This window comes from Geothrix sp., assembly GCF_030219325.1.
Lineage (GTDB): Bacteria > Acidobacteriota > Holophagae > Holophagales > Holophagaceae > Geothrix.
Genome location: NZ_CP126625.1, coordinates 450,613 through 463,844, shown reverse-complemented (window position 1 = coordinate 463,844; position 13,232 = coordinate 450,613). Strand labels below are relative to the sequence as shown.

The following is a 13,232-nucleotide window of genomic DNA, read 5'->3' as shown; positions in this document are numbered from 1 at the left end:
GCCCCCACATACTTCCCCGCTGGAATGAAGGTGGAGGTTGACATGGCTCAGGGCACCCTGGCGCTAGGCGTGGAGGCGGTGGGCTGTGCGGCCTTCGATGCCGGCATCAAGGGCGCGTTCGGATACCCGGGCACGCCGTCCACCGAGGGCTTCGAGTTCGTGGAGGCCATGATCCACGCCGCCCCCGAGGGCCGCGTGGCCCAGTGGGCCGCCAATGAGAAGGTGGCCTACGACCTGGCCCTGGGCGTGAGCTACGCCGGCCACCGCACCCTGGTGACCATGAAGCACGTGGGCCTGAACGTGGCCATGGACGCCTACGCCAACTCCGCCCTCACCGGCGTCCGGGGCGGCCTCGTCCTCCTCGTGGCGGATGATCCCGGCATGCACAGCAGCCAGAACGAGCAGGACAGCCGCCGCCTGGCCAAGTTCGCCTGGCTGCCCGTGCTCGAGCCCAGCACCGTCCAGGAGTGCTACGACTTCACCTGGCGCGCCTTCGAGCTGTCCGAGTCCCTGCAGGTGCCCGTGATGGTGCGGCTCGTGACCCGCCTGGCCCACTGCCGCGCCCACCTGGTCCGGCGCGACGTGCTCACGCCCACCGGCCTTGGCGTCGCCCCCAGGGAGACCATCCAGGATTGGGTGCTCATCCCGTCCAACGCCCGCCGCCGCTATGTGGACCTGCTGGCCAAGCAGCCGCGCATGGTCGAGGCGCTGGCGCCCATGAACCGCCTCGTGGCAGGCAGCGGCCGCCAGGGCGTGGCGGTGGCCGGCATGGGCCGCGCCTACTTCGAGCAGCTCTCCCTCGAGCACCCCGAGCTGAAGGCCATGCCCCGCCTGGAAGTGGCCGCCTACCCCATGGATCCCGGCCTCGAGCCGGCCTTCCTGGCCCAGGTGGACGAGGTCTTCGTCTTCGAAGAGGACTACCCGGTGCTGGAGGAGCGTCTGACCTTCCAGCGGGCCGGGAAGATCCACGGCCGCATGGATGGATCCCTGCCGCGCACCGGCGAACTGACCCCGCGCCTGCTGAAGGAGGCCCTGAGTCTGCTCACCGCCGACGGCAAGCCGGCCAGCAGCCTGGATCTGCCGATCCGCGCCCCGCGCTTCTGTGACGGCTGCGGCCACGTGGATGCCTATGAGGCCATGCAGGAGGCCCTGCGGAACCTCGGCGTGCCCGACGCCCGGGTCTTCGGTGACATCGGCTGCTACACCCTGGCCGCACAGGAGCCCATGAGCGCCATCCACGCCGTCGTCGAGATGGGCGCCAGCATCAGCATGGCCGTGGGTGCCGCCATGGCCGGCCAGACGCCCTCCGTGGCCGTCATCGGCGATTCCACCTTCGGGCACAGCGGCCTGCCGGCCCTGCTGACCGCCGCCGATTCCGGCGTGAACGTCACCGTCATGATCCTCGACAACCGCGTGGTGGGCATGACGGGCCAGCAGCCCAGCCAGGCCCTCGACCAGGTGGAGCGCATGGTGCTCGGCATGGGCATCCCCGCCGCCCAGGTCCAGGTCCTCACGCCCCTGCCCCGGCAGCACGAGGCCAACGTGAAGGCCATGGAAACCGCCCTTCAGCACCCCGGCCCCTCGGTGGTCGTCTTCCGCCGGGAATGCATCCAGTCCATCCGCCGGGGCGTCCTGAAAGAACACGACCAGGAACTGAAGGCCTGCGCGGAGCAGGCCTGCTGCAGCACGGAGGCCCGCCCATGAGCGAACCCCGCATTCACGGCATTGTCTTCGGCGGCGTCGGCGGCCAGGGGGTCCTCTCCCTCGCCCAGATCGTCCTCGAAGCGCTGCGCCGCAGCGGCCTCCATGCGCTGCAGTCCGAGATCCACGGCATGAGCCAGCGGGGCGGCAGCGTCCATGCCCAGGTCTGCTTCTCGGAGGTTCCCCTCAGCTCACCCATCATCGACGAGGGCTGTGCTGACCTGCTCATCGCCCTCGAACCCCTGGAGGCCCTGCGCTACGTGGCCATGCTGCGCATGAACGGGCAGCTGGTGGTGTCCGAGGAACCCCAGGTGAACATGGAGGGCTACCCGCCCCTGGATGATGTCTATGCCGCCCTGAAGAAGGTCCGCGGCTGCCACCTGGTGGACACCGAGGACCTGGCCCGCAAGCTCAACCACCGCCAGGCCGGCGGCATGGCCCTGCTGGGCATGGCCTCCAAGTTCCTGCCCGTGCCGGATGCCGTCTGGCACGACGTGATCACCGAGCGCTTCGCCGCCAAGGGCGCCCGGGTCACCGAGAAGAACATCGAGGCCTTCAACGCGGGCCGGGGCCTGGTCCAGGAAGCAGTGGGAGTCTGACATGCACACGGCCACGGGATTCCTCCACGAGGGGCGGGCCTACGGCCTGCTCGCCGCCGCGGGCCTGCGGGTCCCCCGGCACGGCTTCATCGAGTCCGGCAACCTGCCCTTCGCCCCCGGCGAGCCCATCGTGCTCAAGGGCATCGCGGACCAGCTCTGGCACAAGTCGGACCGGGGCGCGGTGCGCTTCGGCGCCTTCGAGGTGGAGGCCCTGAGGGCCGAGGCGGCGGCCATGCGCCAGCGCGTCCCCGAGCATCCCTGGATCGGCGGTCTCGTCTGCGAGAAGGTGGCCTTCAAGAAGCTGACCGGCCTGCCCACCGAAGCCCTCATGTCGCTGAAGCGGGATCCCGACGCGGGCTGGCTGGTGGTGTGCGGCATCGGGGGGCTCCAGGCGGACGCCTGGGCCGCCATGGCGCCGCCCCTGATCTGGCCCATCGCCCTGACCACGCCGGAACAGGCCCTGGTGGACCTCTGCGGCCACTGGCTGGGCCGCACCTGGCTCGGCCGGCAGCGTGGCACGGAAGCGCTCACGGACGAGGCGAAGCTGCTGGCCTTCCTCCAGGGCCTCTGGCGCGCCGTGCAAGGCCTGGAGCGCGAGGGCGTCACCCTGCTCGAGCTCAATCCCATCGTGCTGGACAGCGAGGGCCTGCCCACCGCGCTGGATGGCGTCGGAACGCTGGATGCCACCGCGCTTCCCGCTCCGGCCTCCCCGGACCCAGCCTGGTACCAGGCCCTGCTGAATCCCCGCAGCCTCGTCATCGCCGGCGTCTCCAGCCGCGAAGGCACCGTGGGGCGCATCATCCTCGAGAACGTTCGGAAGTCGAAGCTGCCGGAGTCTTCGCTGCGGCTCATCAAGCCGGGCTCTTCCGAGTTCCTGGGTCTGCCCTGTCTCGCGTCCGTAGCCGAGCTTGCAACGGCCCCCGCGGATCAGCTCATCCTGTCGTTGCCCGCACCGCAGACCCTTGAAGTGGTGGAGCAGCTCTGCCACCAGGGCGGCGGTGCCACCGTGGTCTACCTGGTGGCCGGCGGCCTGGGCGATGGCGCCGATACCGAAGGCCTCGGCAAGCGGCTCGTGGCCTGCCTGGAGGAGCATCGCCGCGCCGGGAAGTGGGCGCCCGCCGTCGTGGGTCCCAACGGCCTGGGGCTCTTCAGTCCCGACCTGGCCCTCAACACGCTCTTCATTCCCGAGGTGAAGCTGCCGCTCACGGCCAAGCCCGGCCACCTGGCCCTGGTCAGCCAGAGCGGCGCCTTCCTCATCACGCGGCTCAGCCGCCGCCCCGAGCTGGGCCTGCGCGCCGCCATCGCCATCGGCAACCAGATGGACGTGCGCTGCTCGGATTTCCTGCACGGCTTCGCCACGGATGCCGCCGTGAAGGTGGTGGGCGCCTACCTGGAGGGCTTCGCTCCCGCCGACCTCCAGGCCACCGCCCAGGCCACCCGGACCCTCCGGAGTGCCGGCCGCCGCGTCCTCCTCTACAAGGGGGGCCGCAGCCAGGAGGGCATGGCCGCCGCCAGCAGTCACACCGGCGCCCTCGCGGGCGACCACGCCCTGCAGGCCGCCCTGCTGCGCCGCGCGGGCGCGATGCTCGCCGAGCGGATGGAGACCTTCGATGCGGCCCTCGCCTGGCTCGGTGCCTATCCCGAGGGCCGACCCACCTCCGTGGCCATCATGACCAATGCGGGCTTCGAGTCGGTGGCCTCGGCCGATCTGCTGAGCGGGCCGTTCCGGGGCGCCAAGCTGTCGGAGTCCGAAACCGCCACCCTGGCGGCCACGATCGAGGCCGAGGGTCTGGCGGGCCTCGTCAGCGCCCGGCTGCCCCTGGACCTCACGCCCATGGCCAACGAGTCCGCCTACCTGGCCGCGGCCAGAGTGCTCCTGGGTTCCGAGGCCGAAGCCGTGGTCGTGGGTCTGGTGCCCCTCACGGTACGCCTCGACACAAGACAGCCAGAAGCCATCCGGGCCTTTGCCTCCGAATTGACCCGCCTGGCTCAGGCCTCCGGCAAATGGCTGGGCGTGGCGGTGGAGGGGGGCGCCCTCTTCGACCTCTACCGTCAGGAGCTCCGCGCGGCCGGGCTACCCGTCTTCCTGACCATGGAGGAGGCCCTGGAGGGCCTGCGCCTCATCGCCTCCGAGGTGTGACGGGACGCATGGCCAGAGGCCCGCAAAGGGGCCACACTCTATTTCGGAGTTTAGATACCGAAATGACCAAATGGTTGCCGCCCCTCCGCTCCATCCTGCCCGCTGAACACGGCAGCTGGTTCATGCTCGGATTCCCGCTGGTGCTGGGCCTTCTGTTGCGTCCCAGTCTCGCCGGGCTCTGCCTGGGTCTCGCGGCGCTCTCCATCTTTCTGGGCCGACCGCCCCTCCGGCGCGTGCTCCTCGGGCAGAGGGATCCCGCCCAGATCCGAGCGCTCCTCCTGCTGGGCGCCCTGGCCATCGCCTTCGGTGTCCTGGCCCTGGCGATTGCTGATGCCCGGTTCCTCATTCCCCTGGCCTGCGTCGCGCCGCTCGTCCTCCTCGCCCTGCGGGCCGACCTGACCCGGACGACGCGGTCCCTGGCCGTGGAGATGGCGGCCCAGGGCGCCTTTGCCGGACTGGCGGCCGCCATGCTCGCGGCGGGCGGCGATCCGCTGCCGGGAGCCCTCCGCGCCTGGTGGTTCGTCACCCTCGTCGGCAGCGCCAACCTGGCCCACGTGCGCCGGTGGCTGGGCCAGGCCCACGGGATTGGGCATTCGGACCTGCGGCGGCGGATGATCATCGTCCATGTCCTCCACGCCCTGCTGGTCGGCTCATCGGCCCTCCTGCTGGCAACCCGCGGGGTGGCGGGAATCCTGTGGACCGCCTGGACGGTCCTGCTCTACCTGCGGGCCCTGGCCCCGTACCGCCTGGTCCCGGCCCGCACCCTCGGCTGGCGCGAGGGCGGCCTGAGCGTCATCGGGCTCGCCCTGCTCTGGCGCGCGCTGCTTTGACCTGGATCCCTGACATCGGTCACAAGGGGGCTGGACTCCTGAATCATTGAGTCGGATGCTCGATTCAGAACAAGGATTCCTGAATGCTCTACTCCACGGCCACCGGCTATGCCCTCCGCGCCCTCGCGGCCCTGCCCGAAGACGGGTCCTTCAGCCTGGCGAAGGATCTGTCCTCCAAGCTGGACCTGCCCGGCCCCTACCTCGCGAAGATCCTGCAGGGCCTCGTCCAGGCGGACATCCTCGAATCCGTGCGCGGTCCGAAGGGCGGCTTCCGATTCACTCGCCCCTCCCACCGCATCACCGTCGGCGAAGTGGTGGCGGCCCTGGAGGGCCCGGACGCGATGGAGGGCTGCATCATGGGCTTCCCCACCTGCGGCGGCGATCACCCCTGCCCGCTGCACGATGCCTGGGCCGCCGTGAAGACCCAGGTGACCTCCTCCATGACCGAGGCCACCATCCGGGACCTCCAGCTCATGGACATCCGCCATCAGAAGGAAGCGGAAGGGCGTCCCTCGAAGAACGGCTGAGGCTCCCCCAGTGGCCGAGGGAGCCCGCGGCGGACCGGGCGGAAAAACTCCGTTGAGCCTGGAACCCCTATGATCGAGGCATGGCGATGAGCTGCGACCACCCCGACCTGCTGCCTCTGGAGGAGGCCCTCCAGCGCCTATGGGAGGCCCTGCCCGCCCCCTCGCTGCCGGAGGTTCGCGCCGAGCGGGACGACCCCGCCACGGACCGCGCCAGCATGGACGGCATCGCGCTGAAGGCCTCGGAGGGCCGCGCGCCACGACGGATCCTGGGCACCCTGTTCGCCGGCAGCGATCCCGCGGCCTTCACCGTCACGCCCGGCACAGCCGTTCGCATCATGACCGGCGCCGCGCTGCCCGCAGGGGCCGATGCCATCGTCCCGGTCGAGCAGCTCGAGCCCGTCGGGGGGCTGGTCCTCCCGGCCATCGACCCGACGTCCGGGGACCATGTCCGCCGCCAGGGCGACCAGGCCCGCGGCGGAGACCTGCTGCTGCCCGCGGGAACCCCCTTCAATGCCGCCCGCATCGCCCTCCTGGCGCAGGAGGGCCAGCCCATGCCCGCGCGGTCCCGGATCCGGGTGGGCGTGGCCTCCACCGGCGACGAGCTGGTGCCATCGCCGGCCCCGCATCAGATCCGGGATTCCAACGGCCCCATGCTCGCGGCCCTGGCCCACATCCTTGGTGCCGAGGTGGACCTCCGCCCGGCCCTGGCGGACGACCCCGCGACCCTGGCGGCGGCCCTGCGAAACCCAGGGGACATCCGCATCCTGCTGACCTCCGGCGGCGTGAGCATGGGGGACCACGACCACCTGCCTGCGGTGCTCAGGGATCTCGGCGCAACGGTCCTCTTCCACCGCATCCGCCTCAAGCCCGGCAAACCCATGCTGGCCGCCCTGCTGGGGGACCTGCTGGTGCTGGGCCTGCCGGGGAATCCGGTATCGGCCTACCTGAATGCGCTGCTCTTCCTGCGACCGGCCCTGGCCCGGCTGGAGGGCCGCGACGCGCCGGATCCGTGGCGCAGGGGCCGCCTGAGCGCCCCCGTGAAGCACAAGGGCGACCGCCCCCTGCTCCATCCCTGCCGCCTGGTGGAGGGGCGCCTCGAGCCACTGCCGGGCAAGGGCTCCGCAGACCTGATCACCCTGGCCAGGGCCGATGGCTTCGCCTGGATCGACAGCCCCGGCCAGGAGGCCGGGGCCAAGGTGAGGTGGTTGCCCGTCATCTAGCCGTTCCCTGCTCCAAATCGCCTGCGGCGATTTGGAGATAGAAAGAGAGCTTTTCCTAGCTCCAAAAACGCGCAGCGTTTTTGGAGCAGAGGCTAGCCCTTGGCGTAGCGCTGCAGCTTCCCGAGATCGAGGATGCGCACCACCGGGAAGGTGCTCTGGATCAGTCCGAGGTCCGTCAGCAGGCGCAGGGCGCGGCTGAAGGCTTCGCGGCTGGCGCCGATGCACTGGGCCAAGTCCTCCTGCGTTTCCTGGAACTCCACCAGGGATCGCATGGGATTCGCTTCGTGGGCCTCCAGCAGCAGCTGGGCCACGCGCTCGGGGACGCTGTGCAGGCTGAGGGTTTCGACCAGGGTCACCAGGTGGCGCACCTTGGCGGTGAAGTGGTGGATGATCATCTCGGCCACTTCGGGATGGCGATGCACGATCTGGCGCAGCGGTGCCGCGGGAATGAGCCAGCACTCGGTCTCGCCGTGGGATTCGGCGCTGGAGGGTGTGGGGCCGCCGTCGAAGACCGGCACTTCACCCACGCAGTCGCCCACCTTGAGGAACTGGAGCACCTGAACCCGCCCCCGGCCATCGGTGCGGAAGACCTTCAGCCCGCCCTTGACCACGACGTAGATCCCCGAGACCAGGTCGCCCTGGGTGTAGACGCGGGCGCCATCCGGGAAGCGACGGAGTTCGGCGATGCTGGCCATCTCCTCGGCCGCGTTCATCGGCAGCCCGGCCAGGAACTCGATCCTTCTCAGGTTGAGGACTGCTTGAGGCATGGGGCTCCACCGGGTGAATCAGTCTGTTATCGCATAATTCCCGTCCGATTGTGACCTAGGTCACGCCCCCGGGAACCAACCGACCAGTACTTTACCGCGGGGTTGGAATTTCGTCCGGGGAAAATCATAAAGGACAAGGTCCCGGCGGCTTCTGCCTACTGCTCTGTATCGGCATTTGATCAGGTCACCTTGAGGGTGGCTGATTCCGTTCCGAAGGGCGCCGACCCTCCCCATCCAAACCCGGAGATGAGGCGTGGCCCGGTCCGGGAACCAGCCTCGTCAGGCTCGAGATCCAGACAGCTACTTCACCCGCTCCATGAAGGTGCGGTCGACGGTGTTCACACGAATCTTTTGCCCCGCTTCCATGTAGGGGGGTACGCCCACGCTGATGCCGTTGTTCAGCTTGGCGGGCTTGTACGAGCCCGTGGCGTTGGCGTTCTTCATGACGGGATCGGTCTCCACGATCTCCAGGACCACGCTGGGGGGCAGGGTGGCGCCCATGGGCTGGCCCTCGTAGAACTCGATCTCCACCTGCATGTTGGGCTCGAGGAAGACCATGTCCTCGCCGAGGATGTCCTTGCTGACTTCGAGCTGCTCGTAGGTCTCGTTGTTCATGAAGACGAGGTTGTCCCCGTCCTCGTAGAGGAACTCGAGCATGTGCTGCTCGAGGCTGGCCTTGTCCACCTTGTCGGAGCTGCCGAAGCGGTTCTCGCGGTTGATGCCGTCCTTCAGGCGCTTCATCTTGACCTGGACCCGCGCCGGCAGGTTGCCGGGGGTCTGGTGCTCGACACTGATGACGCGGCAGAGTTCGTTCTCGAAGTTGACGATCATCCCGGCGCGAACCTGGGTGGCGAGGATCAGTGGCATGGAGGCTCCCGAGGGATGGAGGACTGACGGGGAAAAGAGAACAGGCGGGAAGAAGAAAAGGCCCCGATCACGATCAGGGCCTTGGCTTGGAGTGGTGGGCGTACCAGGATTCGAACCTGGGACTTCTACCGTGTGAAGGTAGCACTCTACCGCTGAGTTATACGCCCGCGGTCGATCAGAATACCCCAGGATGGGGGCCTTTCCAAGTCCGAATCAGCGAACCGACAGGACCTGCCGGAGCGCCTGGGCGAAGCGCGGAGCCTCCGAGGCCCGCAGGCCGCAGAGGCCCACGCGCAGGCCCTCGGGCAGGGGCACCGTAAAGACGCCCTGCGCCTTCAGCTGTGTGCAGACGGCCTCGGGGTCGGGCGCGGACACGCAGACGAAGAAGCCCCCCATCCAGTGGACCGGCGGCATGGCCGCCTCGACGAGGGCCGCATCCAGGGCCGTGGCCCGGGCCGACAGCAAGTCGGACCAGTGGCGGTGCTCGGCGGCCAGGCGTTCCTGCGCCTTGCCCTCCTTCGCCAGACGCAGGAGCAGGGCCTGGGGAGCCTTGGCGCAGTTGGACCAGGTGCCGCGGCAGGACTGGGTGAGCGCGGCCTGCAGGGCCGGGTCCGTGCACCAGGGGAAGGCCAGTGCGCCGCAGCGCGCGCCATACAGCGTCATCGACTTGGACAGGGACATGGAAGCCCCGACCAGGATGCGGCCTTCGGCTCCCAGCACCGCGTAGTCGGCCAGTGCGGCCGCCACGAAGGCCGGGTCACGCGTGTAGTCCAGGTAGGCGAAGTCCAGGAGCAGGGTGATGGGCCCCAGGGCGGAGCAGGTGCGCAAAAGGTCCGCGAACGCCCGGCGATCCGCGACGCTCAGGCTGCGCCCCGTGGGGTTGTGGCAGGGATCATTGAGGATGATCAGCGCCCTCCCCTGATCCCTCAGCAGGGCCTGCAGGGCCCCGGTCCAGGCGGCCGCGTCCAGAGCCTGGTTGGCCTCCGGCCAGGGTGCGGTGACCAGGCTCAGGCCGTTCTCCGCGGCCATGGTGGCGTAGGGCCCCCAGTACGGGGCGGTGGTGAGCACCTTCTGGCCGGCCTCCAGGAAATTGCGCATGGAGAGGGAGATCGCCCCGCTGCCGCCCGGGGTGGCGCAGGCGGCGCCGGCGGAACGGAGCGAGGGCCAGTGCCGCTGGACCAGGGCATTCAGGAACGTGGGGTCCCCGGCGATGGGGGCGTAGGGTGCCACTTCCAGGGCCGTCAGCTCCCGCCACAGGTCCATGACCGAATCGAGCACCACCAGCTGCCCGGATTCATCCAGCAGGGCCCCCACCGTGGCGTTGAGAATCGACTCGCCCGTGGCCTTGCGGGCCTGGGCTTCGGCATTCAGGGCGAAGATCGGGTCGTCCGCGGGGAAGGCACGCCGGGTGGGGATGAGCTGATCAGTCATCCCCTCAGGGTACTCTGAAGCCAGGGACCCGTCCGCGGCCGCTTTCCCAGGCGCCCGGGCGGGCTCCGGGAGGCGGAGATACCCGGCCCCAGCTAGACTCAGACCCCGGAGAACGCGCATGATCCGTCCTTTCCAAGGCATGGTTCCTCAGATCGGAAGCCGCGTGTTCATCCCGGACAGTGCGCTGATCCTGGGTGACGTGAGCATCGGCGACGACGTCAGCATCTGGTTCAACTGCGTCATCCGGGGCGACGTGAACTGGATCCGCATCGGCGCCCGCGCCAACATCCAGGACGCCTGCTGCCTGCACGTCTCCAATACGATCCGCCCTCTCCTGATCGAGGAGGAGGTGAGCGTGGCCCATAACGTCATGCTGCACGGCTGCACCATCCGCAGGGGCGCCCTCATCGGCATGAGCACCACCATCATGGATGGTGCCGAGATCGGAGAGGGCTGCCTGGTGGCCGCCGGCAGCTTGGTCCGCGAAGGCTTCCAGGCGCCGCCCCACAGCCTCGTGGCGGGCTGGCCCGCGGTCGTGAAGGGGCCCCTCAGCGACCGCCAGCGCGAGATCGCGACCAGCGTCTGGGCTCGCTACGTGCGCTACAAGGAGGCCTACTTCGCCGATGGCTGGCCCATCGCCGAGGCCCCGAAGATCGATGCCCCCCGGCCCGGCTTCGCCGAGGGGCATCCGTATCCGTGATCGTCAATTCTTCTGCGCTGGGGGCTCCGCCGGCGGCTGGACCACCTCCCAGCCATCCTCGGTGCGGCCGTGGACCTTCTCCTGGGTGTGGGTGATGACCTCGGCCTCGATCAGTCGCTCCTGCCCGCCGCGTCGGATGGTCCCCCGGAACTTGACGGACCAGGTGGTGACGCCACCCACCTCCTCCATGTCCGGATAGACGGTCACGGTGCCCAGCACCCCTTCCTTTCCCCGCTTGAAGGCCGGCGCCGCGGGATTGTAGGGGTTCTTGAAGGCCAGGATTCCGGGATCCCGCGACAGGGCCTGGATCACCACATCCTGGGAGGGGACCTGGCCCGGGGCCTTGGCATGCAGGTCCGTCACGATGAGTTCCGCCTGCTGCCGGGCCGCCTCGACCATGGCCTGCACGGCCACCTCCCGCGCCCGCTCGCGCTGGCCGAGAAGCGCCGGGATGGCGATGGCGCTGACGATGCCGACGAAGGGGAGCATCAGGACCGGGAGCACCAGCCCGATGATGCCCGTGACCAGGCCCGTGGCCGGCACGGGCTGGTAGGTCTGAGGCTCCGCCTTGGCGAGGCGCTTGGCCTTGGCCTGCTGCACCAGCGCGACGATGCCCAGGGCGATGGCGATGGGGAAGCCGACGCAGGTCAGGGCGAAGACGATGGCCAGGATGCCGCAGAGCTTGGCAGCCTTGGCGCCGGGGGCGGGCGTCAGAAAAGCATCGGACATGTCGATCTCCAGTGGATGCCTCCAGCATTCCACGAATCCCAGGCCAAGAGCATCCCCTTCCCCCTCCATTGAAAGGACGGGTAGACTCTCCGGATCATGTCCCCCCTGCTGATCCTCCGCGTCCACGCCGATCTGCGCCTTGGGCTGGGCCATGTGGCCCGGGCCCTCGCCCTGCAGGAGGCCTGGCGCGGCCTCGGCGGCCAGGTCTGTCTCGCCATCACGGGCGATGACCGCGCCCGCCGCGTGGGCGGCGGCACCCATCCCTTCCTGGACGAGCCCCTCGCCTGCGAGGTGAGCGACCTCGGCGAGGCCCTCCACGCGCCGCTGCCCGAAGCGCTCAAGGCCCGCGCCGCCGTGGTCCTGGTGGACCAGTGGGACACCACCGCGGCCTTCCTCCAGGCCCTGCGGCCCCTGAAGGTGGCCGTGATGGAGGACGACACCGATGCCCATGAGTCGGCGGACCTCCTCTTCCAGCCCTTCCTCGAGGGCGTGCGCTGGCCGGACCATCCCGTGAAGGTGGTGAACGGCTGCAAGGTGCGCCCCTTCGAGACCACCTCCGGCCCCTGTCGCGTGCTGCGAGGTTCGCACTTCATCGTGGTCGACAAGGCGGCCCTGGGCCTGCGGCCCAAGCGGATGCCGCTCCAGCCCCTGGCCGTCCACAAGCTGCTGGTCACCTTCGGCGGCAGCGACGGACCCAACCTGGCCCAGAAGGCCTACGACACCCTGGCCCGGCTCGCGGCCGAGGACCGCTGGCGCGGCGCCTGCACGGTACTCGCCCCCAACGGCATCCAGGGAGATCCCTTCCCGGGCTGCACCGTGGTGCGCAGCCTGCCGGGCCTCACCCGCCGCATTCCGGAGTTCGACGCCATCTGGTGCTCGGCCGGGGTGACCCTCGCGGAAGCCCTCTGCATGGGCGTCCCCGCCACCGTCTGGGGCCAGAACGAACGCCAGCACGGCATCCTCTCCGACCTGGCCCTGGCCAATGGCTGCTTCGACCTGGGCATGGGCCCCGAGGCTGACCTGGCCATCGTGCGGGAGGCCCTGGCCCAGTGGCTGGGCCCCGAGGGCCAGGACAACCGCCAGGAGCAGGTCCGGGACGGCATGGCCCTGGTGGACGGCATGGCCGCCTCCCGCATCGTTCAGGAGCTGTGGCGCCTCGCCGGCGGCCAGGCCTAGAAATCCCGGCTTGACCCTCCGGGCCGCCAGCGATAAGCTTTCCCTTCTGTGAATTCTCCACCCATGGGGTGGTGTGTTTGCGGATCGAACGTGATTCCGGAGCAGGCCATGAGCACGTACTTCCCGAAAGCCAATGATGTCAAGCGCCAGTGGTTCCTGGTCGACGCCACCGGCGTCGCCGTGGGCCGCCTGAGCACCGCCGTGGCGGACGTCCTCTCCGGCAAGAACAAGCCGACCTGGACCCCCTTCCTCGACACCGGTGACCACGTGATCGTCATCAACGCCGACAAGGCCGTGCTGACGGGCAAGAAGGGCGTGCAGAAGTTCTACCGCCGCACCACCACCCAGCCCGGCTCCATGAAGGAAGTCCGCGCCGAGGTGATGAAGGCGACCTTCCCCGAGCGCATCATCGAGAGCGCGGTCAAGGGCATGCTGCCCAAGGGCCCCCTCGGCCGGGCGATGTATCGCAAGCTCAAGGTCTACGCGGGCCCCGAGCACGATCAGTCCGCCCAGCAGCCCCAGATCCTGACCATCCAGAAGTAGAG

13 protein-coding genes and 1 tRNA gene are annotated in these 13,232 nt (G+C 69.4%); 9 read left to right on the top strand and 5 right to left on the bottom strand.

What is annotated here, in order from left to right; translation table 11 throughout:
- The first annotated feature begins 42 nt into the window (after positions 1-42).
- The 6 genes from QOZ81_RS02010 to QOZ81_RS01985 all read left to right on the top strand — a co-directional run bounded on the left by QOZ81_RS02010 (position 43) and on the right by QOZ81_RS01985 (position 7,017).
- Entirely contained in the window at positions 43-1,704 is a 1,662-nt protein-coding gene (locus QOZ81_RS02010; protein WP_291202372.1) for a thiamine pyrophosphate-dependent enzyme, read from the top strand.
- On the top strand, positions 1,701-2,300 hold the full coding sequence (locus tag QOZ81_RS02005) for an indolepyruvate oxidoreductase subunit beta (RefSeq protein ID WP_291202375.1): 600 nt from the start codon (positions 1,701-1,703) through the stop codon (positions 2,298-2,300). Before QOZ81_RS02010 ends, QOZ81_RS02005 begins: the two co-directional genes overlap by 4 nt.
- Position 2,301: 1 nt before the next feature.
- On the top strand, positions 2,302-4,440 hold the full coding sequence (locus tag QOZ81_RS02000; RefSeq protein ID WP_291202378.1) for an acetate--CoA ligase family protein: 2,139 nt from the start codon (positions 2,302-2,304) through the stop codon (positions 4,438-4,440).
- A gap of 62 nt (positions 4,441-4,502) precedes the next feature.
- Positions 4,503-5,270 (top strand): YwiC-like family protein, encoded by a 768-nt coding sequence (locus tag QOZ81_RS01995; RefSeq protein ID WP_291202381.1) that lies wholly within the window; start codon positions 4,503-4,505, stop codon positions 5,268-5,270.
- An 83-nt stretch (positions 5,271-5,353) separates the two neighbouring features.
- A complete protein-coding gene (locus QOZ81_RS01990) occupies positions 5,354-5,797 on the top strand; it encodes an RrF2 family transcriptional regulator (protein ID WP_291202384.1) in 444 nt (147 codons plus the stop codon).
- 80 nt (positions 5,798-5,877) lie between these two features.
- A complete protein-coding gene (locus tag QOZ81_RS01985) occupies positions 5,878-7,017 on the top strand; it encodes a molybdopterin molybdotransferase MoeA (protein ID WP_291202387.1) in 1,140 nt (379 codons plus the stop codon).
- Positions 7,018-7,109: 92 nt separating this feature from the next.
- Here the strand turns inward: QOZ81_RS01985 and QOZ81_RS01980 are convergent, their stop codons facing one another.
- The 4 genes from QOZ81_RS01980 to QOZ81_RS01965 all read right to left on the bottom strand — a co-directional run bounded on the left by QOZ81_RS01980 (position 7,110) and on the right by QOZ81_RS01965 (position 10,082).
- Entirely contained in the window at positions 7,110-7,784 is a 675-nt protein-coding gene (locus QOZ81_RS01980; RefSeq protein ID WP_291202390.1) for a Crp/Fnr family transcriptional regulator, read from the bottom strand.
- 300 nt (positions 7,785-8,084) lie between these two features.
- Positions 8,085-8,651, bottom strand: coding sequence for an elongation factor P (gene efp / locus QOZ81_RS01975; RefSeq protein WP_291202393.1), 567 nt, complete (start codon positions 8,649-8,651; stop codon positions 8,085-8,087).
- Positions 8,652-8,743: 92 nt separating this feature from the next.
- Positions 8,744-8,818 (bottom strand) — tRNA-Val (locus tag QOZ81_RS01970).
- 46 nt (positions 8,819-8,864) lie between these two features.
- Complete coding sequence (locus QOZ81_RS01965) at positions 8,865-10,082, bottom strand: pyridoxal phosphate-dependent aminotransferase (protein WP_291202396.1); 1,218 nt, start codon at positions 10,080-10,082, stop codon at positions 8,865-8,867.
- A 118-nt stretch (positions 10,083-10,200) separates the two neighbouring features.
- Here QOZ81_RS01965 and QOZ81_RS01960 point away from each other — a divergent pair, with 118 nt between their 5' ends.
- Positions 10,201-10,782 (top strand): gamma carbonic anhydrase family protein, encoded by a 582-nt coding sequence (locus QOZ81_RS01960; RefSeq protein WP_291202399.1) that lies wholly within the window; start codon positions 10,201-10,203, stop codon positions 10,780-10,782.
- Positions 10,783-10,785: 3 nt separating this feature from the next.
- On the opposite strand, the gene QOZ81_RS01955 is transcribed toward QOZ81_RS01960, so the two are convergent.
- Complete coding sequence (locus QOZ81_RS01955) at positions 10,786-11,511, bottom strand: hypothetical protein (protein ID WP_291202402.1); 726 nt, start codon at positions 11,509-11,511, stop codon at positions 10,786-10,788.
- A gap of 96 nt (positions 11,512-11,607) precedes the next feature.
- Between QOZ81_RS01955 and QOZ81_RS01950 the strand changes: the two genes are divergently transcribed.
- The gene (locus QOZ81_RS01950; protein WP_291202405.1) at positions 11,608-12,687 is read left to right on the top strand and encodes a hypothetical protein; all 1,080 of its coding nucleotides are present in this window, start codon (positions 11,608-11,610) and stop codon (positions 12,685-12,687) included.
- 108 nt (positions 12,688-12,795) lie between these two features.
- Complete coding sequence (gene rplM / locus QOZ81_RS01945; protein ID WP_291202408.1) at positions 12,796-13,230, top strand: 50S ribosomal protein L13; 435 nt, start codon at positions 12,796-12,798, stop codon at positions 13,228-13,230.
- Positions 13,231-13,232: the final 2 nt, after the last annotated feature.